The sequence below is a fragment of the Chromatiaceae bacterium genome, assembly GCA_024235395.1.
Lineage (GTDB): Bacteria > Pseudomonadota > Gammaproteobacteria > Chromatiales > Chromatiaceae > Thiosocius.
Map to the genome: position 1 here is coordinate 380,347 of JACKMK010000004.1, position 23,028 is coordinate 403,374.

General features: G+C 61.8%; 21 protein-coding genes. 4 read left to right on the forward strand and 17 right to left on the reverse strand.

Going from position 1 to position 23,028, the window contains the following annotated elements; translation table 11 throughout:
• Window positions 1–144: 144 nt before the first annotated feature.
• A complete protein-coding gene (locus tag H6955_20225) occupies window positions 145–837 on the reverse strand; it encodes an MBL fold metallo-hydrolase (GenBank protein ID MCP5315896.1) in 693 nt (230 codons plus the stop codon).
• A 41-nt stretch (window positions 838–878) separates the two neighbouring features.
• Entirely contained in the window at window positions 879–1,451 is a 573-nt protein-coding gene (locus tag H6955_20230; GenBank protein ID MCP5315897.1) for a rhodanese-like domain-containing protein, read from the reverse strand.
• Between the two features lie 490 nt (window positions 1,452–1,941).
• Here H6955_20230 and H6955_20235 point away from each other — a divergent pair, with 490 nt between their 5' ends.
• On the forward strand, window positions 1,942–2,304 hold the full coding sequence (locus tag H6955_20235) for an HPF/RaiA family ribosome-associated protein (GenBank protein MCP5315898.1): 363 nt from the start codon (window positions 1,942–1,944) through the stop codon (window positions 2,302–2,304).
• 329 nt (window positions 2,305–2,633) lie between these two features.
• Here H6955_20235 and nhaR read toward each other — a convergent pair whose 3' ends face one another.
• The 12 genes from nhaR to H6955_20295 all read right to left on the reverse strand — a co-directional run bounded on the left by nhaR (window position 2,634) and on the right by H6955_20295 (window position 13,452).
• Window positions 2,634–3,524 (reverse strand): transcriptional activator NhaR, encoded by an 891-nt coding sequence (gene nhaR / locus H6955_20240; protein MCP5315899.1) that lies wholly within the window; start codon window positions 3,522–3,524, stop codon window positions 2,634–2,636.
• A gap of 39 nt (window positions 3,525–3,563) precedes the next feature.
• Window positions 3,564–4,496, reverse strand: a complete 933-nt coding sequence (locus tag H6955_20245; protein ID MCP5315900.1) for a universal stress protein — start codon at window positions 4,494–4,496, stop codon at window positions 3,564–3,566.
• A gap of 12 nt (window positions 4,497–4,508) precedes the next feature.
• Complete coding sequence (locus H6955_20250) at window positions 4,509–6,131, reverse strand: hypothetical protein (GenBank protein MCP5315901.1); 1,623 nt, start codon at window positions 6,129–6,131, stop codon at window positions 4,509–4,511.
• Window positions 6,128–7,630: a monovalent cation/H+ antiporter subunit D family protein gene (locus H6955_20255; GenBank protein MCP5315902.1), complete on the reverse strand. Its 1,503-nt coding sequence runs from the start codon at window positions 7,628–7,630 to the stop codon at window positions 6,128–6,130. The genes H6955_20250 and H6955_20255 overlap by 4 nt, the downstream gene beginning before the upstream one ends.
• Window positions 7,630–9,087, reverse strand: coding sequence for an oxidoreductase (locus H6955_20260; GenBank protein MCP5315903.1), 1,458 nt, complete (start codon window positions 9,085–9,087; stop codon window positions 7,630–7,632). Before H6955_20260 ends, H6955_20255 begins: the two co-directional genes overlap by 1 nt.
• Window positions 9,077–9,361 (reverse strand): NADH-quinone oxidoreductase subunit K, encoded by a 285-nt coding sequence (locus H6955_20265; GenBank protein MCP5315904.1) that lies wholly within the window; start codon window positions 9,359–9,361, stop codon window positions 9,077–9,079. Before H6955_20265 ends, H6955_20260 begins: the two co-directional genes overlap by 11 nt.
• A complete protein-coding gene (locus tag H6955_20270; protein ID MCP5315905.1) occupies window positions 9,355–10,332 on the reverse strand; it encodes a DUF4040 domain-containing protein in 978 nt (325 codons plus the stop codon). The genes H6955_20265 and H6955_20270 overlap by 7 nt, the downstream gene beginning before the upstream one ends.
• Window positions 10,329–10,613, reverse strand: a complete 285-nt coding sequence (locus H6955_20275; GenBank protein ID MCP5315906.1) for a monovalent cation/H(+) antiporter subunit G — start codon at window positions 10,611–10,613, stop codon at window positions 10,329–10,331. The genes H6955_20270 and H6955_20275 overlap by 4 nt, the downstream gene beginning before the upstream one ends.
• The gene (locus tag H6955_20280) at window positions 10,606–10,863 is read right to left on the reverse strand and encodes a multiple resistance and pH regulation protein F (protein ID MCP5315907.1); all 258 of its coding nucleotides are present in this window, start codon (window positions 10,861–10,863) and stop codon (window positions 10,606–10,608) included. The genes H6955_20275 and H6955_20280 overlap by 8 nt, the downstream gene beginning before the upstream one ends.
• 26 nt (window positions 10,864–10,889) lie before the next feature.
• The gene (locus H6955_20285; protein ID MCP5315908.1) at window positions 10,890–11,366 is read right to left on the reverse strand and encodes a Na+/H+ antiporter subunit E; all 477 of its coding nucleotides are present in this window, start codon (window positions 11,364–11,366) and stop codon (window positions 10,890–10,892) included.
• 581 nt (window positions 11,367–11,947) lie between these two features.
• The gene (locus tag H6955_20290) at window positions 11,948–13,039 is read right to left on the reverse strand and encodes a hypothetical protein (GenBank protein MCP5315909.1); all 1,092 of its coding nucleotides are present in this window, start codon (window positions 13,037–13,039) and stop codon (window positions 11,948–11,950) included.
• A gap of 173 nt (window positions 13,040–13,212) precedes the next feature.
• Window positions 13,213–13,452, reverse strand: coding sequence for a hypothetical protein (locus H6955_20295; GenBank protein MCP5315910.1), 240 nt, complete (start codon window positions 13,450–13,452; stop codon window positions 13,213–13,215).
• Window positions 13,453–13,681: 229 nt separating this feature from the next.
• On the opposite strand from H6955_20295, the gene H6955_20300 reads away from it, so the two are divergent.
• From H6955_20300 to H6955_20310, 3 genes are all read left to right on the forward strand, one after another.
• Window positions 13,682–13,912: a hypothetical protein gene (locus tag H6955_20300; protein ID MCP5315911.1), complete on the forward strand. Its 231-nt coding sequence runs from the start codon at window positions 13,682–13,684 to the stop codon at window positions 13,910–13,912.
• Window positions 13,913–14,329: 417 nt separating this feature from the next.
• Window positions 14,330–15,001, forward strand: coding sequence for a hypothetical protein (locus H6955_20305; GenBank protein MCP5315912.1), 672 nt, complete (start codon window positions 14,330–14,332; stop codon window positions 14,999–15,001).
• Between the two features lie 224 nt (window positions 15,002–15,225).
• On the forward strand, window positions 15,226–16,173 hold the full coding sequence (locus H6955_20310) for an MBL fold metallo-hydrolase (GenBank protein ID MCP5315913.1): 948 nt from the start codon (window positions 15,226–15,228) through the stop codon (window positions 16,171–16,173).
• Window positions 16,174–16,465: 292 nt separating this feature from the next.
• Here the strand turns inward: H6955_20310 and H6955_20315 are convergent, their stop codons facing one another.
• From H6955_20315 to H6955_20325, 3 genes are all read right to left on the reverse strand, one after another.
• A complete protein-coding gene (locus H6955_20315) occupies window positions 16,466–19,543 on the reverse strand; it encodes a DUF4157 domain-containing protein (protein ID MCP5315914.1) in 3,078 nt (1,025 codons plus the stop codon).
• Window positions 19,544–19,687: 144 nt separating this feature from the next.
• Window positions 19,688–20,581 carry a glycosyltransferase gene (locus H6955_20320; protein MCP5315915.1) on the reverse strand — a complete coding sequence of 298 codons (894 nt, stop codon included), beginning with the start codon at window positions 20,579–20,581 and terminating at the stop codon, window positions 19,688–19,690.
• Between the two features lie 59 nt (window positions 20,582–20,640).
• A complete protein-coding gene (locus tag H6955_20325) occupies window positions 20,641–23,019 on the reverse strand; it encodes a hypothetical protein (protein MCP5315916.1) in 2,379 nt (792 codons plus the stop codon).
• Window positions 23,020–23,028: the final 9 nt, after the last annotated feature.

Consider the following 23,028-nt stretch of genomic DNA (forward strand, 5'->3'; position numbering starts at 1 on the left):
CACCTTGTCAAACGAAACTCAAGGAAATCTCAAAATTCCCTCAAACCCGGTTCCAACCAACCACATGCTTTGCCCCGGAAATCCCGGGGCGATTCAGCCACGGCGATCGAAACCCGACAGGGATCGTCATGGACGGGGTACAGTTCACGCGACGTGACGCAGTCCACAACTGCGGTTGGCCGGCACGGCAACGTCCATCAATCTTGGATTGTCGAGTACCAATCCGTTCATGAGGTCGACATAGGCCCGTTTGTCACTCACCTGCAGCCTCGGGTTATGGCGACGCTCTTCGGCAATTGTGCTCACCGTCATGCCGTTATAGTCATGCGCCGGGTATACCAAGGTATCATCCGGCAGCTTTAGCAGCTTACCGAACAGGCTGTCATACTGAGCCGATGCATCACCGTTCTGGAAATCCGTACGACCGGTGCCGCGAATCAATAGTGTGTCGCCGGTGAACACGCGGTCTGGCAAAACAAAACTATACGAATCGTCCGTATGGCCCGGTGTGTAGAGCACCTCCAACGCAAGGTCATCGACACGCAACCTATCGCCCTCGTTGAAATGTAGCGACACACACTCCGTCCTGGACATCGCACCCATTGCGCTCACACAACGGGTCTGTTCACGTAGGGCCCCAAGGGCGGTGACATGGTCCGCGTGGATGTGTGTGTCCACCGCGAGGACCAGCTTCACGTCCAGTTCCTCGATAAGCCTCACGTACTGTGAAGTGCGCTCCAGTACCGGATCGATCAGCAGCGCCTCGCCGCCGTGGCGCTGTGCCAAGAGATAGGTGTACGTCGAAGATTCACGGTCGAACAGCTGACGAAAGATCATTTTCATTGCTCCAGAAAAGTTTACTCAATGTAGACAACCGCTCAGATTGTTGACTCTTGCGTCGTACGGGATTCGCGGTTCCAGGGCATGCGTGCCATCAGTTTGGCCATGCCGCACCAACGTGTGATGCCTGCAGTGATGAGTCCCGCTCCGATCAGCGCGCCGAGCACGAAGAAAAGCTCGTGGAAGGCGAATCCGAACACGACCTTCAGGATCAGCAAGGTACCAATGGCAATCTGTACCTGTTGCTCGAGCGAGAGCAACGCCGTCGACGCTCGCATCGGCAGGCCTGCACGCATCCAGGCATCCGTCCCGCCGTCCAGCAGCACGACGTTTCGATGGCCGGACGCCGCCAACCTCTCCGCTGCTTGCCGGGCGCGCAGGCCGGCTTTGCAGGTAAGGTAAAGCGGAGTGTCTTTTCCGATGCCCGGCACCCCGGTCCGTTGTGCCGGGTCACTTTTATCGAATTCGTCGAGTGGCAAAGAAATCGCGCCCTTTACATGACCCGCCCGGAACTCGACTGGTGACCTTACGTCCACCAATGTGACGGCCCGTTCTGCACGCATCAGTTCGTGCAGCACGGGCGGTGAAATACTCTTCATTTGACTGCTCATCGATTTCCCCTTTCGCGGCTTTTTGGGCCCTGCAGTATTTGCTCGATAAGTGTCCCTGTAACCGCATCATCGAACCATTCGAATGGCGGACATCCAAGCTTCGAAATTTTCGAACTATCATGCGCGACGGGCATTTCGGGCGGCCGCGTCGCGTCGCCGTCTACTCAGGGTACGAATCGAAAAATGGGATCCGCCCCGCTCTGCCCGACGCACCCAGCCCGATCTGCGCCCACACCCGGGCAATAAGCCGGAGCGACACGAGAAGCGCGTCACAGCGGACCAATAACGCGCCGTTTCGGATTCGAAAGACAGCTCGAACGCCTTTTCTTCAAGCGGAAAACGCGCCTGCACCAGGTGCGTCGCTCGGGATGTGGGTCCAGGCCACCTGAGCTCATCGAAAAATTCGAGGTTTTTGGAAGACGCTTCCGAAATGTTTCTTGCTGACATCGCACCTAATTTAGGTGCAAGTCGCCACAATGGGGGAAAACAGATGCATATCGATATCCGAGCCCGCGAATTCCCGCTCACCGAAGCATTACAACAGCACGCGGAGCGCCGCATTCGTTACGCGCTTTCGCGCAACGACCATCGCATCCTGCGGATAGTCATGCAGTTGTCCGATGTCAATGGCCCCCGTGGCGGCAACGACAAGCGCTGCCACTTACGGGTGGTGTTGAACGGAATGCCTGAACTGGTCGCTGAAGATATCGAGGCAGACATGTACATGGCGATAAACCGCGCCACGACCAAAGCCGGCCGCTCTTTGGCTCGTAGGATGAAGCGATGCATACCGAAAGGGCGGCATATCTCCGGGTCCGACACCCGAAAAAGCGATCTCCAGGACCCGGTTTGAACCCACTTGAGAGGTAGAAAAAGAGAACCTTGAACCCGTCAATGCAGCCAACACGACGTGCACCCGGACGGACAGCCTTTCGAGCCACCGAGTGCTGTGCCACGCCTATGCTGTGCTCTTCATGACCCCGATGTTCAGCGCTATGTCTGCAGGCATTTCGATGTCGTTGAATCTTCCACATCCAGGCCTGCTGCAGACATTTGCCGGCTATCTCGGCTTGTTGTCCTCAGGCGTCTTTTCCGCCACTCGCTCGCTTGGCAGGCCGAACGAAACCCGTCCTCATCGGCGCTAGGGAGAATTGGGCTTTGATGAGGATCTTCACCGCACGGCTAACCAAACAACTGCGTCCGCGCTGCCTCGGTGATGGCAGTGACAGCGGGGTTCTTGATACGACGTTCAGGCGATATCAGATAGTAGTGTTCCGTGATCTCGTCAGTGCGGCCAATGACCGTCACCCCATACTTGCTGGTCACATCCGATTCAACGGCTGTCGGTGAAGTGAACACGCCGGCACCGCGTTCACCGAAAGCCTTCATCAAAGCGCGATCTGCGAACTCGGCAACGACATTTGGCTCGACCTCATTTTGATCAAACCAGCGTTCGAGACTGCGGCGCAAACTGCTGTCGCCGCTCGGCATGAGCATTGGCGAACCATTGAGGCTCCCGGGAAAACCCGCACGCAGTCGCTTCGCCTCTCTTGGCACAGCAAAAAAGCTGATGCCAGACTCGCCAAGCGAATGATTGAAGGCGCGAATGTTCAGCGAAGGGTTCAGTGGGACATCCGCCAGCACGACATCAAGCTTGTGAACCGAAAGATCAGCCAGCAGATCCACTGTTGGCGCTTCGAGACACACCAGGCTCACCGATTCGGCCATCGTCAGCACGGGTTCCAAAACCCGGTGGGCCAGCAGTTTCGGTACAACCTGTGCGACGCCGACTTTCAGAGTTATCGCAGCACCCGGGGTACGGCCTGCCAGAACGTCCTGCAGTTCCAAGCCAATTCGAAACATTTCGTCGGCGTAGGAAAATACCAGCTGTCCTGTTTCAGTCAGGGCCAACTGGCGGCCTTCGCGCTGAAAAAGCTTGGCACCAACCTGCTTCTCAAGTTCGTTCAATTGGCCACTGATGGTCTGTGGCGTCAAGAAGAGGGCCTCAGCGGCACTCACAATCGACCCCTGGCTTGCCACGGCCCAGAAGTAACGCAGGTGCTTCAGGTTCAGTTTCAGATTCTGCAAACTTTGGATCTCCTTGGGCCAACGTCACTCGACGGGTGAAACGAATCCCAACGGTTTCACCGCCAGAACCGACGCAGATGTCGTTTGTATCACCTCTTCGGCGGTGTTGCCGATAAAAAACCCCGGCAACCCAACCCGCCCGACCGTCCCCATGACGATAAGGTCTGCCGGCAGACGTGTGGCGACTCCACGAATGACTGGAGAGGGATTGCCCTTGACAAGATGAACCCGCTCTTCTTCCGCATGCATGCCATAGGGCGCTAAAAGGGCGGCAAGTTTGTCCCGGTGCCTCGACTTGGTCCCGTCCAGGAGGATGTCGAGATCTTTCGCCGGTAGCCGCAAACGGCCATGTCGCAGCATCGACTCACCGTCCAACTGCCAGGCATGCACGACGGTCAGCACGGCCCCTTCGCGCTCCGCAATCGAGGACGCCAGATCCATCACGAGCCTGTCGCAGCCCTCACCCGGTGGTGCCATCGGATCGACCGCGGCGAGGACGTTTGCGTAGTACGGTTCCGCGGTCGGTTGGTCGATCCATACCGGACAGGGGCACTTGCGCAGCAGGTGGAGATCCGTGCTGCCGAACAACTGTTCTGAAACGTCTTGCGGGCCGCGCGCGGCCTTTATCACGAGGTCATAGCCGCGACGTTTGACGGCGCGGATTATCTGGATGAACGGCGTGCCGGACAAAACCTCCGTATAGATCAGGGTTTCATCGCTCTTGTGCGACGTGGTCAGGGCATCGAGTTCCGCAAGGCGGCGCTCGCGCAGCACCTCGTTGAGGTCAACGCCGAGCTGCGATCTCAGTTCACCTGGGGTGTCGATGGGCTCGACCACGTCGACAAGCGTAAGCCTCGCGTGATTGGTTTCAGCCAGCCTGAATGCACGCCGCAATGCAGGCGATGGCTCAGATTCACCTTCAGCGAAAAACAGGATATTCTGGAAACGCTTCATCATGGTCTCCGGGATTCAACGCGATACAAGGGTCGCAGCCAGTAAAGCGGCGAGAACCGTCAGCCAGCGCAGTCCCGCGCGCACCAACCCGACCTCGACTGGGGCTTGCGGCACAAGGCGCCACGTGACCTCGAGGCGATCCCAGCCTGCGGCAGGCCACTGCAGATGTGCGGTACTGCGCGACAGCGTGCGCGCCCAACGAATACCGATCGGCAGCAGGCCGCGCGGTGCGTTTCGCACACCCTGTGAACGCCGCGTGCGGCTGGCAAGCCAGACGAGGCCGGAAAGCGCCAGGCCCCCGACAAATGGCCAGATGGCCTTCAGTTCGAAGCCTGTCTGCGCGGGCATAAAGGGTGCCCAAAATGCCAAGATGACCAGGATCAACCAGATCACTGATGCAGGACTGGGCACGGCCGTCGCGTGTCCACGATGCCGGTTCAGAAGGTAGGCAAAGCGTGCCATCAGCAGGACCGTGCCGACGGCAGCGGTCGCTAGCAACGTACTCCAGGTGTAAGCGGTGAGCGTCGGCACCTCTGCCAACGCTGTCTTGGCTGCCGCCCCGCCGCTGAGCGGTGCGCCGACAAGTGTCAGTACGAGCACACCCAGTCCCGTCAACACGAAGGCGTTCGACCCCAGCCGTTCCCATTCCGCCACCCCAAGGAACAGGGCGGACTTCACCACCAAATGGTGCATCGCGAAAAGTACCAGCGCGCTGAGCAGCGCCGGCGCGTGGGCCGGATCCAGTATCGCCGCACCGAACAGCGCACTCATCAGTCCCATCTTGGCAATGCTGGAGAAGGCCAGTACGGCACGCGGGCGCTGTTGCAGTACGCCGAAACCAATACCGATCAATGCCCCTAAGGCACCAAGTGCGATCAGAGAGGTTCCCCAGCATTCGCCATCGACCGCCTGAGGCGGTATGAACCGCAACCACCCGAGCAGTCCAGCCTTCATCATCGGACCACTCAACACCGCCACCGCTACGATCGGGCCGGCCGAATAGGCTGGTGGCAGCCAGAAATGAAGGCCCGGCAACGCCACCTTGATGCCGAAACCAAAAAGCAACAGCGCCAAGGCCGCGTCGGGCATGGGTTGGTCAGCGAGGTCGGCGAAACGTGTGGATCCGGTGTGCGCGACCAACAACACCAGCGCGGCGAACAACGCGAGTTCACCGACCAGTGTGAACGCCAGGTAAACGCGACCGGCACCGCGCACACGCTGGCCAGGCTGACCGAGCAGTAGTCCGTAGGCCGACAGCCCCATCAGGGCGAAACCCAGGTAGAAAGTCAGCATGTCTGCGGCCAGGATCAACAGCAGGTTGCCGCCCATCGCCAAAAGGTACCAGATGCCAAAGTGTCCGCGCGGCGGCCACAGCGCCGGCGTTGCCGCAAGGTATGCGGCCGCGGCGAACCACACGATGGCACTGAACAGCAGGAACAGCCGGGCGGTGACATCCAACGCCAGGTGTGTGCCCAGCATCAGCCAGGGCAGTTCAACCGACGTGCCAACCGGTACCAAAATCGCCGCAGCCAGCGCTGGCAAGGCGGCCAACGGCAGCCAGCGGCTCGCACTGGCTGTCGCGGAAAAAGGCGCCAACATCAGCGGCAATGCTGCAGCAATAATCAGCAGCAAGGTCACGATCGGTACTCCCGTGCAGCGATGAGTTCTGCCCATTCAAGCGGGCTGTAAGGCGCGGCCGCGAACAGGCCGGCAACCAATGCCAGACCGGCGGTAACCACGGGCGGCCACAATAGTGCTGCCGGCAGCTCCCAGCGACCGCTCGAGGGGTGCTCCGCGGGCCATTGGGCCGGTGCCGGTCTGAACCAGGCGCGATAGAGAATGGGCAGAAAATACGCGGCGTTGAGCAGGCTGCTGGCAATCAGCACCGGCAGCACCCAATGCGCTTCGCCGGCACCCACTGAGCCCAGGGCGATGTACCACTTGCTGACAAAACCGGCGACCGGCGGGATACCGATCATCCCGAGTGCGCCGATCGTGAACGCCAGCGTCGTACCCGGCATGCGCCGCCCCACCCCATCCATCTCGCTGACCCGGTGAATGCCGAGGTTCTCGGCATAGTTGCCGGCGGCAAAGAACAAGGTGATCTTCATGATGCCCTGGTGCACCAGGTGCACGACACCGCCGATCGTCGCCATCGGCCCGAGGATCGCCGTACCGAGCGCGATATAGGACACCTGGCTGACCGTGGAATAGGCAAGCCGCTTTTTCAGATGGTCTTGTGACAGGGCCTTGACCGATCCGTATATGATCGTGATCGCTGCGGCCACACCGAGCACCGACAACACACCCAGTTGCGCCGCGAATTCGACGCCGTAGACATCGTAGACCACGCGCACGATGCCGAACGCGCCCGCCTTGACTACCGCCACCGCGTGCAACAGCGCACTGACCGGCGCCGGTGCCACCATCGCCTGCGGAAGCCAGCCATGCAGCGGAACCAGTGCCGCCTTGACGCCCAGGCCGACGATCAGCAGCAAGAAGATCCAGCGCAGCGCCCACGGATCCAGATGGGTGATATCGGCCAGTATCCCGCCTTGCACGAAATCGAGCGGACCTGCGATCGTGCGCAGCCATACGGAACCTATCAACAGCAATACACCGCCGCTGAGTGTGTAGGCGAGGTAGATACGCGCACCGCGTACCGCCTCGGGCGTGCCTTTGTGCGCGACCAGCGGATAGGTCGCCAGCGTCAGCAGTTCATAGAAGATCACGAACGTGAACAGGTTGCCGGCGAGTGCGAGGCCGACCGTTGCGGTCACACACAGGCTGAAGAAACCGAAAAACCGGCTACGGTGCGGTGAATCCTCGAGGTAGCCGATCGCGTAGATCGTTGTGACCAGCCAGAGAACCGTCGACAGCGTCACGAACAACACGGAAAGTGCGTCGGCGTGCAGCACCAGGTCGAGGCCCGGTGCGAGGGTCCAGCGTGTCTCGAAGATCTGTTCGTGGAAAACGCCCCAAATCATGAACGCGACCAAGAGCAGCTTCGCCACGGCACCGACCAGGTTGAGCAAGGTGCGCAGCCGGTGGCTCTCCTCACGCACGAAAAAGATCACCAAGCCGGGTACGAGCGAGCTTGCGATGATCAGGATCGGAATCCAGGTCGACAGGTCCATCACAGCATGCCTCCGAGCGCAAGGCTCGGCGTCAGAAAGGTCCAGATCCGTCCCGCACCGAGGCCGAGCAGCAAGGTGGCGACAAGCGCCAACAGCAGTGCCGACAACTCAGCGCGCCCCCACGCGAGCACCGTACCGATGCCTTCACCCGGGCCGAATGCATGCCCAAGCACCCGGAACACATAGGCGCCTGCGAGCAGCGAGCCGACAGCAACCACGGGCAGCCATAGCCACTGCCCCACCGCGATGGCCGTACTCAACAATTGCCATTTTGCAAGGAAGGTGCCACTGGGCGGCAGACCCACCAAGGCAACGCCGGCCAGCGCGAGTACGAATGTCGTTACCGGCAGTGCCCGTGCCGTACCACCGAGTTCGGCGATGCGATCGTGCCCGGCATACTGCTGGATTACACCCGCGCCCAGAAACAGCGCACTCTTGGCAAAACCGTGACTCAACACAAACAGCACCATGGCGCCGAATACCACGTCTTTCGATCCGCCGGCTGGAGTTGCCAGCAGCAACGGCAGGAAAAGAAACAGGTAACCAAGCTGTGCCACGGTCGAATAAGCCGCGAGCAGCTTCAGTCTTTCTGCGCGCCATGCCTGCCAGGAGCCCCACAGCACCGCGACTGCCCCAAATGCGCCGAGCAAGCCTGCGGCCGTTGGGGTCACGACCACGTCGAACACATCGAGCCACAGTCGCAGCACCAGGTAGAACGCCGCCTTGACGACCAGCGCCGACAGCGCGGCGCTGACCGGTGCCGGTGCGTTTGCATGCGCCATCGGCAGCCAGAAGTGCAGCGGGAACAATGCGGATTTGACGAGCAGGCCGCCGGTCATCAACACCAGTGCGACCGACGTGGCGGGCCGAGGCTCGGCGTGCGCGGAAAGTGCGCTCAGATCGAGCGTGCCGTAGGTCGTGTACAACAGCGCGACACCGACGAGGAAGGCCATCGAACCGAGCAGGCCGACCGTCAGGTAGCGCAGCGCCGCCTGAATGGCTGCACGACTGCCGCCGAGCGCCGCCAAAGCGACGGCGGCAAGACCCAGCAACTCGAGCGTGACGTACAGATTGAACAGATCGCCGGACAGCAGCAGCGCGTTCAGTGCCGTCAGCATCATCAGCCACAACGGCCAGAAGCGTGCTTTGCCGGCTACGTCACGGAAATAGGCGGTCGCGTACACGCCTGCCGCCAGCGCAATAATGGTCGTCATCAGCAACATCGCGGCGGACAGCGTGTCGGCGCGCAAGGCGATGCCCAGCCCCGGCGCCCAGCCACCGAGCGCGTGCTCCAGAGTACCCTGTTGCACCACCTGGGCGACCACCAGCACAGCGGCAACCAGCGCCGCGACACTGCCCAGCATGCCAACACCGTCAGCGCGCCGCGGTAAAACCAGTGCGAGAAGGCTTGCGACCAGCGGTAGAGCAACCGGCCAAACCAGCAGGCTATGCATCATCGCGCTCCTTCAGCCGGCGACCCAGCGCCAGAGCCAGCGCCGTGGCGCTGACCGCGACTACGATCCCGGTCAGCACCAGGGCATGGGGCACGGGGTCTGCAGGCTCACCGGAAGGACGGTAGGCACTTGCCGCAAAGACCAGGAAGACACCGGCACCACACACGTTGATCGCAAGAATGCGCGCCAATGCAGAGGCGTGACCGAGTGCGCCATGCAACCCGATGGCGAATAACCCAACCCCGGTCAGGCCATAGATGATCTCGGTGGTCAGCATCGATCAGCGTCCTTCGGTGGCGGTGATACGCATGCCGCCGGTTCCGGATCCCAGGCCGCCGGGCGGCCGCCCAGGTAGGCCAGCGCCAGCGCGGCGGCAATCGACACCGTGGCCGCGCTTTCAATCAGCAAGATCAGCGTCCCTGCCCACGCCTTCGGGTACTGCAGCACCGCAAGATCCGCCAGCGTGACGGACAGGCCCACGAGCAGGAATACGGCCACACCAGCGACCAACAGCCAGCGCACGGCGCGTATCGGCGGCAGGCCGGCTCGATCGTTGCCCCCCAGGCGCAGCAGGACTGCCACCGCCGCCAGCGTCGCACCCGCCTGGAAGGCACCACCCGGGGCATGCGCACCAACCCACAGCAGATATCCCGCCGTGATGATCAGCACCGGCACCAGCCCGCGAATCAGGCTGCCGAAAACCGGACCTGCGTGGCGGTAACCGCTGCGCGCAGGAGCCAGTGCGACGACGCCGAGTACGGCCGTCAGGATGACCGCGAGCTCAAGCAAGGTGTCGTAGGCGCGGAAGTTGAGCAGCACCGCGGTCACCGGATGGCTGACACCACTGACTTCAATCTGGTCGCGCACGGCAGCCGCCAAATGACCACGATCGCCCTGCATCAGTGCGTCAAGCAATGCCCAGGCCACAACACCGGCCAGCACCACCACACCAAGGCCCAGCAACCAGCGATCGCGCTGCGATTCCGTCTCAGCCGCACGCTCGATCGGCGGTTCATCGCGCAGCGCAGCGAGTAACAGCGCACCGGCAATGCCGGCGCCGATTGCCGCTTCTGCGAGCGCCAGATCGGGTGCTCGCAGGCGTGCCCATGCAACTGCGAGCAACAATCCGAAAGCAATAAAGAGTGCCACGCCACGCTTGAGGTCATGCGTTGCGACCGCCCCCCAGCCCAATCCGAGCATCAAGCCGGCCAGCACCACATCGAACAGGTTCCAAAGCAGCGCCATCATTCCCTAGCTCCACGCCGCAGAGCATGCTGTGCAATCAGATGTGCCGACGCCGCACTGGCCAGCAGCACCAGCAGCCAGACCGCGAGCAACTTCAACGCGATCAGCACGTCACCGGCCAGCAGCGCTACACCGGTCGCGATCAATCCCAGACCGAGGTTGTCAGCCTTGGTCAGTGCGTGCAGTCGCGAGAAAAGATCGGGCAGCCTCAGCAAGCCAACGCTGCCAGCCACGAAAAAAACCAAACCGAGCACAATCAACGACACCGCAATCACATCAATCACGGGTCACCTCCCGTCGCGTCATCGCTGCCGCAGTGACTGCAGCGAGCAATGCCAGGACCAAGGCGACATCGAACAAGGCGGGTGCGGACAGAGGCAGCGCGAGCAGGAACAACACACCTACCCCGCCGCTACCCAGAAGCAGAACGGCAGCCAAGCGGTCTTCGAGTGCGGGCCCGCGTAAGGCGCGCAACAGGCCAACCGCAACCGTTGCGACCAGAACGAGTAGCGCACCAAGCAAGGCGATCTCCATCATTGGAGAAAGGGCAGCGAAGTCGTTCACAAGACCTCCTGGTAAATACGACCAACGGCGACCTCCAACCGACGCAGGTCTTCGGTGAAATCAACGCTACGATCGAGCGCATGAATCTTCAGATGGTCTTCTTGAAGATCCGCCGCCAGGGTCCCAGGCAACAGACTGACGCTGTTGATGAACAGCAAGCGTGCGCGTTGACCACTCAGGCGGGTACGGAAACTGACGAATCCGGGTACGACGTTCAGATGTCGCTGGAGCACCCGGCGCGCGACATCGATGCCGCCACGCAGGGATTCCGCGAAAAAGAACGGCAGAAATCGCAGCGTCCCAACCAGCGAGATGGACATGCCTTTCGATGGATTCAGCTGCCATGCCGCCCATGTCGCGACGAGCACGACAGGCGCACCAACGAGCCAGGACGATGGATCGCCGTTGCTTAGCAGCCACCACAGGAACGCAAGGCTGGAAAAGATGACCGGAAGTCGCATGGTGAATTTCATCGGTCAGTCTTTCCAACGGCCGGTCCGATGCCACCGCCTGATGCGCGAGTTTTCCAAAGAAGGTCGGATCTCGGCTTGTTGTGGCTTCACTCGCCTTTCACTACCCGATCTCCACATCGCGATCATCAGCAGTCCTGCAATCGCAAGCGCAGAACCCAGAACCGATTCGAGTGCCATGTTCCCTCCGTTACCTTTGCCAGACGCGGCGCGTCGCCACCCATCCGGCCCTTGGTGTCAATATCGCCGATCGGAAGAAATCGGAGAAATCGAAATATGAACACCGATATTTCGGTTTTTTCGAGTTCTTGCTTGGTGGATGCGAAACACTTGCTGCACCCGCGAGATAGCGGGTCCACGGCGCGCGTTCTTTTTTTCGCGCTGATGGATTTGAAGGAGGTGTACGCGCAAAACGCAATACGGACGACTACGGGACAGCGTCGGTGGGGGAAGTGCCCTGTCCTACCGCTACCGGCTCAAGCGACAGCCGGGTATGCAAAAGAAAGGCAGCCGTACGACTAGCCATTGCGGGAGCAAGCTCCCGCGAGGCCGGTGTCGCCAGCCATTGGAACTTTTCTCGTCGATCAAGCGACCCGAGGTAGCCCGTTGACCGGCACGGGCGATATCTTCACGACACCTCGCTGACGCAGCACGCAAGCCATGCCTCCCGCGTACTGCAGCTCACTTGATTCGCTGGTCACAATAGGAATTCCTTGACGCCAGGCCAAGCGGGAAAGCTCGATGCGGGGATCCCATCGACAATCCGCCAAGTTGCTTGGCGCTTCCGAGATGACCAAGATATCGGCATTGTTTTCACGCAACGCCTGCTCGGTTGCGACTGGACCCGCGACAGCGAGACCTCGCGGGCGCAAAACCCTGAGAAGGCGTGTCGCGAACTGCGCGGATTCAACCCGCCGGGTGGCCATCCAGTGCGCACGCGCACGCTCGACAAAATCGCTTTCCGCAAGGCTTTCTGGCAAAACCAGCTTTTCAACACCCCGCGCCCGTACCCGGCCAGGCAGACACTCGGTCATTCTATCGACCCTGTCCCCGCTGCCCGCGACCACCAGTGGACTGCCCGATCGCGCGGCCAGTGCGCGGCCTATCGCGCGTAGCCTGCGATCCAATCGCCTAAACAATCGGCTGGCAACGTTTTGTCGCGGCAATCCATCCGAGGCAATTGCCGCCCATACCGCGGGTTTTGATCCTTCCGAATCTACGTCCGTCACTTGAATACCGCTCCCCCTCAGCGCGAGCAGTGTGAACCCGGACGCCCGCTCGCGCTGCGCGAGCAGCGGCACAATCTCGGGAGTACGATACGAAACAAAACTGTCAGGAACAGTATCCGCGAGGTGTAACGTACTCAAAAAGCGACCGCCTGCGATCCCACGCGCGAAGATCGCCAAACCCTGCGCGCGGGAATTCCAGTTGCTGTCGATCTGCTCTCGGACCATGTTCAGCGCATTGTCGAACTCGAACCGGGACACCACCTCGAGCGTCCGCCGCACTGAACTGGCCGCCTCCTCGATGAACGTTTTGCATTCATCCTTTCCGTGCCTCGTATCCAGATAGCAACTCAAAAACGGAGATTCAGTCGGTTCTACCCTGATCAATTTGTCTATTTCAGCGTGCAGTACGTCAGCATTTGCAAGCTTCGATTCGCGTGTGAACGACATGGTTGACTCTCGTGGTTGATCATCACGAACTGAGTATCGTCGAATGCGAGGCCCACGCGATTCGGTTCATACTCGCGATCACCTCGAAAAATTCGAAGTGTGAGTTCGCACCAGTCACCCTGCGGTACCTCTCGTCACTGCGCAAACCAGCCCAACGCTTGCTTTACGAAGCGTCAAAGAATCGGGGCGGCCTCGGATTTTTCGATGAAAGATCGCTCGAGAATCGAAATGTGCAAAAACTGCCTTTCTGGATACTCCGTATCGGACGATTCCGAAATATCGATTTCGCAAGAAGAGACAGCGGCGCGTCCACTCGCGGCTGCATCGATGCACTGGAGCGATCGGGCGCGTGGCCAGAACCCAAGGCGCAGCAAAATCGCTCTGATTCCAGGCACTTGGTCAACCCAGTCCATTTTGGGGTATCCGTGGGGACATGATATGCAGTAGCCGGGACTTGATCTGACAGCTACCGGTTCCCATGGCTTTACTGTCAGGTGAAACTCAGCCTGCGCATTTTCCCCTCCAGATTTGATTTCCATCTTCCAGCGTGGCCAATGGCGTGCGACCACAGCACATCGCTCCCTGGGGCCTTGCCCATCGGTTGCTACGGCAACCAACCAGCGCTGGGAGACGGATCTCGCCATGGTGTGGTGCGGCCGAAGCCGATGGTGCCACCTGGCGGTGGTGATCGACTGTGGCACCCGCGAGGCGCTGGGCCGGCGGATGTCCGTGCGAGGCCACACCAAAACGGCCGAAGCGGCCCTGGAGGAGGCACTGATTCAGCGAACCAGGCACTTGGGAGGTGTCCCCAGGCGGCGGCTGCGCAGTGACAACCGAGAGGTGTATCGGGCCCGGAAAGCCCTGCGCCACTAACTTGGACGGAGAATGCAAGGAATCGGCACCTCGAGTGGGCGAACCGGAACACCCGTTGGCTAACCGGGCGACAATCGTGTCGTGAAAAACACGCACTTGCCTCTGACCCGCTTCTGAGGCCGGATTTCTCCAGCTTGCCGTGCCTCAATAGCGGGGGCCAAGGTCACCGGTTTACCCCCACTAACCGATAGATTTTGCACGACGCGGGCTGCTGGTCGGGTACCCTGACGATCGTTGGAGACTGATGTCGTAATGGCAGGAAAACACCATCGAAAGCTCATTGCCTCAGATGATCGCTTTGTTCAAAATTCTTCGGCGGCGGCAATCGCCAACGGCGCTCAAGGCGGTGGGCGGTGTCGCTCAACGTGCTTGTTTTCAACGGTCAGATTCAGTCAGGAGATTGCGATGCGCGAATCGATGTTCTCACTAGTGTCGATTTTTTCAGGCGCTTTGGCGTGTGTTGCGGTAGCCACGGAAGCGATTGCCGGCGACGTCGACAAGATGTCGTTCTTCGTTACGAGTGCAGGCCCCGGCAACGGCGCTGATCTTGGCGGCCTTGAAGGCGCCGACGCCCACTGCCAGAAGCTGGCTGCCTTGGCAGGTGCCGACAACCGTACCTGGCGTGCGTACCTCAGTACCCAAGGCAAAGACTTCAAGGATGCAAACGTCGTCAATGCACGGGACCGGATCGGTGCCGGACCCTGGTACAACGCAAAGGGGGTGATGGTTGCCAGCAACGTGGACGAACTGCACTCACCCAACAGCAGGCTGAACAAGGACACAGCGTTGGACGAGAACGGTAACCTGGTCAATGGGCGCACCGAAAAACCGAACAAGCACGATATCCTGACAGGCTCGCGTCTCGATGGCACCTCATTCGGGCCGCGATTCTTCACGGACATGACCTGCGGCGATTGGACCCAGAGTGGTGAAGGCGCGGCCATGCTCGGTCACCATGACCGCGTGGGGCCCAATGAGCATGCCTGGGCAAAATCCTGGAACTCCGCGCACATTTCCAAGGGGTGCAGCCCGGAGGCCCTGAAAAAGACCGGCGGCGATGGATTGTTCTACTGCTTCTCCGAAAAGTGATCGTCTGCGTGGGGCCCGGGTGGAGCACGACCCGGGCGCTGCGGGATCATCAAGGTCGCACGGAGTTTTTCGAAACTCTCTTTCAGAATCCTGGAATCAACAGATAAACCAACGCAATGCTCACCAAACGTTCGTCGATACGCCTGGCCGTTCCTGCGCTGGCAATGAGCATTGCCACGCGCCTCTCTTTCAGCCGGTCAAACTGACCAGTGGTGGAGCTGACGATGAAGCAACGACTGGTGTACGCATTCCTGTTCTTCTCACTGTCGCCCTTCGGTACGGCGGCTGCTGGCGAGGTGTTCCCGATGGAGGCGCAAGAGTTGGCGCCAGGCATCTACGCCGTGGTTACCCCATCCCGCGAACTGCCCAATCGCGAAAACCGCGGCTGGAACTCCAACAGCGCTTTCATCGTCACGGGCGCCGGCACCCTGCTTTTCGACACCGGTAGCTCCCAGGAGATCGGTGAGGCACTACGCGCGACCATCGCCGACGTAACCCATCAACCCGTGCGCTGGATCGTCAATTCCCACGCCCATGGCGATCACTGGCTGGGCAATGCCGCGTTCGAAGCGAGCGTTGAGCAGATCATCGCGTCGACCAAGACCACGCAGGCCATAGAAATATCCGGGGGCACCTGGATCGACCTGTTCAAGCGCATGACCGAGGGCATCACCGGTGAATCGAAGATCCTGGCGCCGACGAGGCGCGTGGACGAACGCACCGAGACGAGATTCGGCGACGTCGAGGCGGTGCTGTTTCCCTCGGGTGACAGCCACTCACCCGGCGACTTGCTTTTGTGGCTGCCCCAGCAGCGCGTGCTGTTCAGCGGCGACGTTGTCTATTCCGACCGCATGCCCTCGACCAATGACAGCCGGATCGACCAATGGATACGTAAACTGGACCAACTGGTGGCGCTGGAACCGAAGATGGTCGTTGCCGGGCACGGTGTGGTGACGGACATCGAGGGACTCATGCGCCTGCGCGACCTTCTGAAGGCACTTCGCGAAGCCGTTGCGGCGGGGATCGACGACGGCAAGAGCGACTACGAAATGCTACCGGACGTCTTGAACGCACTGGTCCGATTCAAACCGCACTACCCGGGACTGGAGGACAAGGTCAGGCGCGACATCTCGCATGTCTACCTCCAGGTCGAGCAGGCGATGTTCGAGTAGCGGAAGTACCAGTGCATGGCGAAGTGCGGCGGCTCCTGCCGCGGCGAAGCGACCGTAGGTCTTTTGCCGGCACCGAACACCGATCCCCAGATTCGCCTGATGACCAGCGGGGCACAAAATGTTCGCAGGCCTGTACGGGCGCGCACCCCGATGGCAGCACCGATGCTCTGTGGCGATCTGACATACGGCGAGCGCCGGGGAGCGCGACCAGTGGGTGCGATGGATGCGCCGCGCCCTGGCCGACAGCGGGTTCGACCTGGCACAACCCAACCGCCGCAATCGAACATCCATTTCAGAACGCCTCCATCTGTTCGGCATTCTCGAAGGTGGTTGTGCCAGAGCCGGTACCCTCGATCCGCCCCGTTTCTTCATCGACGAACGCAGCCCGCGTCTGATCCCGTATCCATTTTTGCGTTCGCACGCTGAGCCTTTCCCAGACCGAGTAGTCGAGTTCCCGACCATCGGCGGTGATCTCGCTGATGAGACGGGTATCGATCGACGACAAATGCTGTGTGCCCGGCTCGGGCAGAAGCAGCAACGTGGGCAAGATCGGGTCGGAAAACAGCGTCTCCATGGCACTCGCTGTGCCGCTCTCGACAAGCTTGAGCAATGCTGGGATCTTTTCCGGCCAGACATCGTCCGACTTCGCGGCGCGTGTCATTTCCGGGATGCGATTCACGAGACGCTGGATGTTTTCGTGGATCACTTCGTTGACGCTCAGATCCACGACTTCGTTGACGAGCTTTCGGGGGTCCGAGGATGCATTTGTATTGGGGTTCGCGAGATTGAGTTTGACTTCCTTCAGGCCGCCACGCCGCTCCTGCGCGGCATCCATGATGCCCTGGTCGGCATGTGCCATGCCGATGTTGTGGCCGATCTCGTGGGCGATTACGGCCGCGAGGGCTCGGCGCGGATTCGCTGGGATCGTTACCAGTTCCTGCGGGATCTGGCGCGTGTTGTCGTAGTAAGTCGCTACCTGCGAACTGCTGAGATTCTTCTCCATCAACTCGTCTTCCGAGAGCTTCTGATACCTTGGATGCTGCTTGGCCCGCTGGGTCCGCTCCCAGTCGACCCCCACGGTCTTTCGGCCACCGTAGCCTGCGACGTCGCCTTCGAGGGTCTCCATGCTGCGGCCCTGGCGTCGCCATTCGGCACGAATAGCCTCCTTGAGTGCGTTCAGCTGAGTTTCATCGAACTCGCGCCGCTCGCCGTCCGGCGTCGTGTAGGCAATGATCTCCGTGTCGCTCATCCCGACCTCGCTAAGTTCGATCTCGTGAGGTGAGGTGAGCGCATCCATCAGGGTGTCGAACGACGTCGAGGCCTCCACCGCCTTCTTCAGATCGGATCGCTGGGACTTCGGATCCGGTCGTGTATCGATGTCCTTGAGGAGCTTGGCTTTGAGTCGTTCGAAATCCACCTGTTCCGGATCGGCTCCCAGCGTGTAAGCGGTGCGGGTCTCGAGGCTGAAACTATCCGTCATTCCCTCATCGTCGAGAAATGCCCAGATCTGCTCAAGGTCATCCCGCGTGTAGAGTTCGTCAATCGGGATCGCGGCCAGCACATTCTCGGCCTTGCCCTTCTGAACAGATTCATCCTGCATGAGCTCGGTCGGGAACTGTTGAGCGTTCACTGCCGGGGCATCGCCCGACGGTTTCTTCGGAATAAAGCCCAGGTCGAAGCGCACACCTATCTCCCGCTCCTTGCCGCTGGAATCGGTCCACCGGATGCCTGGCCAGAAGTCGGGTGTCTCGCCGATCCGGAACATACGTGCGACGTCGTCGAGTATGCCTTCGTCGATTCGAACCGCGGCACCTCCGACGTTGAAGGTCTCGAAATAATGGTAGTTGGCGTGAATCGTCAGGATCTTGTCGACGCGAGGTGACTCTACGGTGAGCCCCCAGGCGTTGGCCCACTTGAGGTAGGCCTTCTTGTTCTGGAGCTTTCGTTTATCCTTCCGGCTGAGATGTTCCTTGTTCTTCAGTGATGCCACCGCCTCGCGCCTTTTCTGCTGGCGACGGTATCGACGCAGTCGACGTTTCGCCTTCCAGATGTCGCGTGAGCGGACGTCCTCTTTCTGCGTTTCCCCGATCAGGATACTTTCCCGGTCGTCCTCGCTGGCTGCTTCCCATGTGGCCACGGCACTCCGGAAGACACGCGTCGGCACACGGTCCAGTTCACCTGCGATGGCGGTATCCGTCCCCGCAGTACCGTGTCGCGCAACGCGGGGCATCGCTCCCTCATTTGGCGTCGAACTTTCGGGGTGCACAGGCACGGACGATGCTGTCGCAGAGATCGAGGTCATCGCGGGAACCGGATACTGTTGCAGCGTATGGGTCACTTCGTGCGCCAGCAGCCGACGGCCGCGCTCGGTAGCCGGTCGATACTCGCCTTCACGGAAAAAGATGTCCCGACCGACCGTAAATGCGCGTGCTTTCAGTGAACGACTCAGCGAATCGGCCTCTGAATCCGCGTGTATCCTCAGGTGCCCCAGTTCACGACCGAAGCGTGGCTCAAGAAAACTGCGGGCCGACTCGGCCAGCGGCTTTCCACGTCCTCGACGTGCACCGATGCGCGCACGCAGTCGACCCGGCGCCCCCATCCGGCCGATTGCTTCGCGCTCCCCGTCGAAAACGCGTGAGATAGCGAGTGTGCCAGGCGGTGACACCCTCCGGGTACCGACGGTCGCGTCGGTCTCCACCGCACGCCGGGCACGCAGCACGCTCTGTGTCGTCGCCGAGGCCGCCGGTGCGTCATCGCCACTCGACGTGGCGGGCCCCGGCATGCGCATAACAGTGTCCGCTATACGATCCGCTTCCCGCTCGTATGCGTCACCGGGTTCGCTCACCACGAGCTTCGCCTGAATGCGCTCCGGCCCGTGCCGATGGATGGCCACCTTGCTGAAGTCGTGCCCGACGCGACCCGGTTCGCACACATCCGAAGGAGCGCACACGTCCGCACTCCGCTCGTTGTGGGGCACATCGACCACGGTTGCGGACGCGGTTGCGATTGGGCCGCGGGCTGAACCCCTGGACGACGACCCGCGGAGCCTCGGAGTGGTTCCGGGAAAGACGGCGGCGCTCCAACGATTTCCGTTGTGAACCGTTGTGTCCTCAAACAGCCCGGAACCGGGCCGCTTGGACCGGTTCGGTGTGGCGAAGATCGCGATGTCGCGCAGGCCGAAGAGATCAGGATTGATCGCGGAATTGCCTTCGTCGCCTCCGGCACCGCCGGCGCCGCGGTGGAACGTGAAACGATCCGCCCGTATAGGCTCGAACGGTTTGTCGCACGCAGATTCCGTCTGCCGTTGCGACAGAGTTGGGGCGTCCTTGCGCGCCGGTGAAGCGGTTCTTTCTACGGCGGCGGTCTGCACGATGGGCGGCCTTGCTCTTGGTGGCGGAACGGCAAACGCTCGACGTCATCGTGCAGAGTATAGACAGTGCCGGCGGGGCCTTCCGCGCGCGACGACAGTCGGATCACGGTATTCGATGTGAGTTTGCGGCCCCCGTCACCGGCCTCAATCCCACCGCGTGGCGAAACGGCGAAACCAGTCGGCTGTATGACGAGTCTGATGGGGTTCCCGGCGGGATCGCCGCCAGACCGCGTCGCTGAGGAGCAGCAGTGACATGGCTCGTGCAAAGCCCGGTTGTGTCCTGGACCGCTCGATCACGCGCGTCAGGTGTGCCTCGGGAAAGTGGACGGTCGCCATACGCAGCCGGTTGTGCAGAACCTCGGCGACATCCACGGGATAAGGATGACGCTCGCGAAAGAAATGCCGTACCAGGCACCGGGGTACGACCTGGACCTCGAGACCGCTCGTCCAGACCCGCAGGCTCAGTTCCTCACCCTCGGAACCCCAGCGTCCCATGCCTTCGTCGTAGCCTCCGATCGCGGCGAAGGTTTCACGCCGCAACGCGTCGCATCCGCCGGGCATCAAGGGTACGGCATAGGGGTCACGACCTTCGCAGGCAAGCCATGCCATCTGCAGATCCGGCGCAGGCCATTCGACACCGCAGCCGATACCCGCATCGTCGCGCAACAGGTCGGTGAAGGCAGGGCCGGTCAACCCGGCCGAACCATCGACCAGTGGCGCGAGCAGCAGTTCGAGCCACCCCGGCGGACACCAGCAGTGCCCATCAAGGAACACGAGCAGTGGCGCGCGCGCATCGCGCGCACCTGTATTGCGCGCTGCGGCGACGCCGACACCACCGGTGCGCAACAACGACACGGCGGGATGGTGTCCGAACCGCTGCCGCACCCGGTCGCCGCAGCCGTCCGTCGATCCGTCGTCTACGACGACAATCTCGAACCCGAGGCCGCTACCCGTTTCCAGCAGGCTTTCGACCATGTCGACCAGGTTGTCGCCCTCGTTCTTCGCCGCGATGACGAGGCGGACCTCGGGCGTTTTCATGTCCGCCGGTCCGTCATGCCGGCGAAACAACGCGTCGAATGGTCAGGCGACACCCCGCCCTATTCTTCCAGCAGGCTGCGTGCGGACTCGACCAGGGTACGCGCTCGGACTTCGGACACACCCATCAGCGGTGCCACCGTTGCCGCATCGGCGTTGGCCAGCGCCGCGGCATCGGTGATTCCACCGGCGGTGAGACGCGCCGCGAGAACCGGGCCAACGCCGTTCACGTCTGTCAGCGGCCGGCTCGACAGGCCGACGATCGGCGTGCGCGTCGGTACTGTGCCACCCGGTACGCGTGTCACGGGCGCGAGGGTCGGCGACACGGTTGGTCGCACGGTCGGCACACCCGTCGGCGCCAGGGTCGGCGGCACGAACGTCGGCGATATTGTCGGCAAGACCGTGGGCGCAATCGTTGGCGGCACGAGCGTGGGCGCGATGGTCGGCAGTATCGTCGGCAAAATGGTCGGTGGCACTATGGTCGGTCCGATCGTCGGCCGCGGACCAACCCGCACCTCTCCGGCATCTGCCGCGGGCTGCGTGGCCCACCACCGGACTCGCACGCTGGACCCCACCAACTCGGGGTTCTGGATCCGGATCGCGATCCGCAGACTGCCGTCTTGCGGGCGGATTTCGGCGCCCGGGAACACGGCCGGGTACTCGAACGCATCGAAAACCTCGAATGCACCGACGAACAGGGGTTCGTTGCGTCCCTGCTCAAGTCCGAGCACGACCTGCAGCGGCCCGGGCCCAAGGCCCGTGTCGATGAATCCCGAGACAAACTCAGTCTGTTGTGTATTCGACACCGCGAACACGACGACACCGGTGACGATCGGATTGCCGCCGCTCGGCCGTGCGCACAGGGCATCGATGGCATCCTGCACGGTTTCGGCATCGGGCATGTCGCACGCCGAGTTGTCGAAGCAGACGTCATCGGCACAGATACCCGTCAGCGGCGGAAACTCGTGCCGGCAGTCATTCAACGTCGCAACGCCATCGGACAGCGTCAGCATCGCAAGCCGACAGTAGCTGTGCGCGACGCCGTGCGGCGGCTGCGCGACGGGGTGCGTGTTGGGCACCTCGTACGGTGGCCACTCGATGTCGCCCGTCGCGGTGCGGGCAGGAATCAGCCAGTAGTCGCCGGCACGGTAGGTGCCCTCCGAGAATTGCACTTCGATACCCGACTCGAGCGCCATCCAGTCGCTGTCCATGGGCAGACCCGTGGTCCCGGCATCGGCCCCTGTCTGATCCCAACGCCGCAGCTGCAGACCGTCCTCGCCGGCCAGCGAGGCCGCTGTCGCGGTCAGCGTGACCTGGCGGCGCGCGGCGTCCACGCTCTCGATCTGGTATAGATCGTGCGGTTCGCCGCGCAGCCGGCTGCGTTCGCTCGAGATCTCGACCCACTGACCATCGGCGAAACCCAGCACCTGGTCACGGCCGACATCGGCCACCGACAGCACGCGGCCGTCGACGAGGTCGATGCGCGTGGCGACAATGCCGTTGTCTCGCGACCACTTGATCCGCGCCGTCGCGCGATTGCCGCCGCGTTGTACCTCGACCCGGTAGAGCTGGTTCTCGAGGCGTCGATAGCCGGCGGTCGGAGGCAGCTGGCACGCGTTGTCCTGGGTCTCGGGCGGCCGGGTGCGCGCGTTCATGCGTCCAGACGGCGCCTCCGTGAGGCTCGCCGGCATCGCATCCTCGCAGTCGACGCCCTCGTCGACGACGGCAAGGCCGATGCGCCAGGCGCTCTGCACGCGGGTCGCCGTGTCGGCCCCACCCAGTGCGGGTTCGAGCAGCCGGGGATCGTCGAGCCCGGTCACCTCGCGCTCCCAGGCATCGAGGTAGACGAGATAGTTGCCATCGGCGAGCTCGAGATCGCCATCGCCGTTGACGAAATCCGGTGCAGGGTCGTGCGGCTGGTGGCAGTAGGAAACGATGCGACGGACACTGACGGCATCCGCGAGGTTACCGAGACCCGCCGCCACCGTGAGTGTCCGGTCTTCCTGATCGACTGCCGTGATCCGCGTCGTCACGCTCGTCTGTTCGTCCACCAACTCGAGCCATTGTCCGACCGCATAGGCAACGCCGTCGGGCGCCATCGACGCCGGCTCGACCACGCCGGCCTGGGCATTCACGATATCCGCCGCCACCGCGCTCGCCTCGGCCGCCGCCACCTGTCCCTCGACATAGCAGCGCCCGTTTCCGATCGCGAGATCGACCGGTGCTCCGGCGGTGGGCAGTGGTGACACGAGGAATGCGCCGGAACCTTTCGGGACGCCGCAGGATCCCACGAGGTCGCGCAATGCCGATGCACGTGCATGCGCATCGATTGCGGCCTGTTCGTTCCAGTCGGCATCCAGCTGCACGCGCCCCTGCTGCATGCGCACCTGTGCGTAATGCCGCAGCGGGTCGAATGTGAATCGGCTGTAGTCTCCCGACATGATTACTCT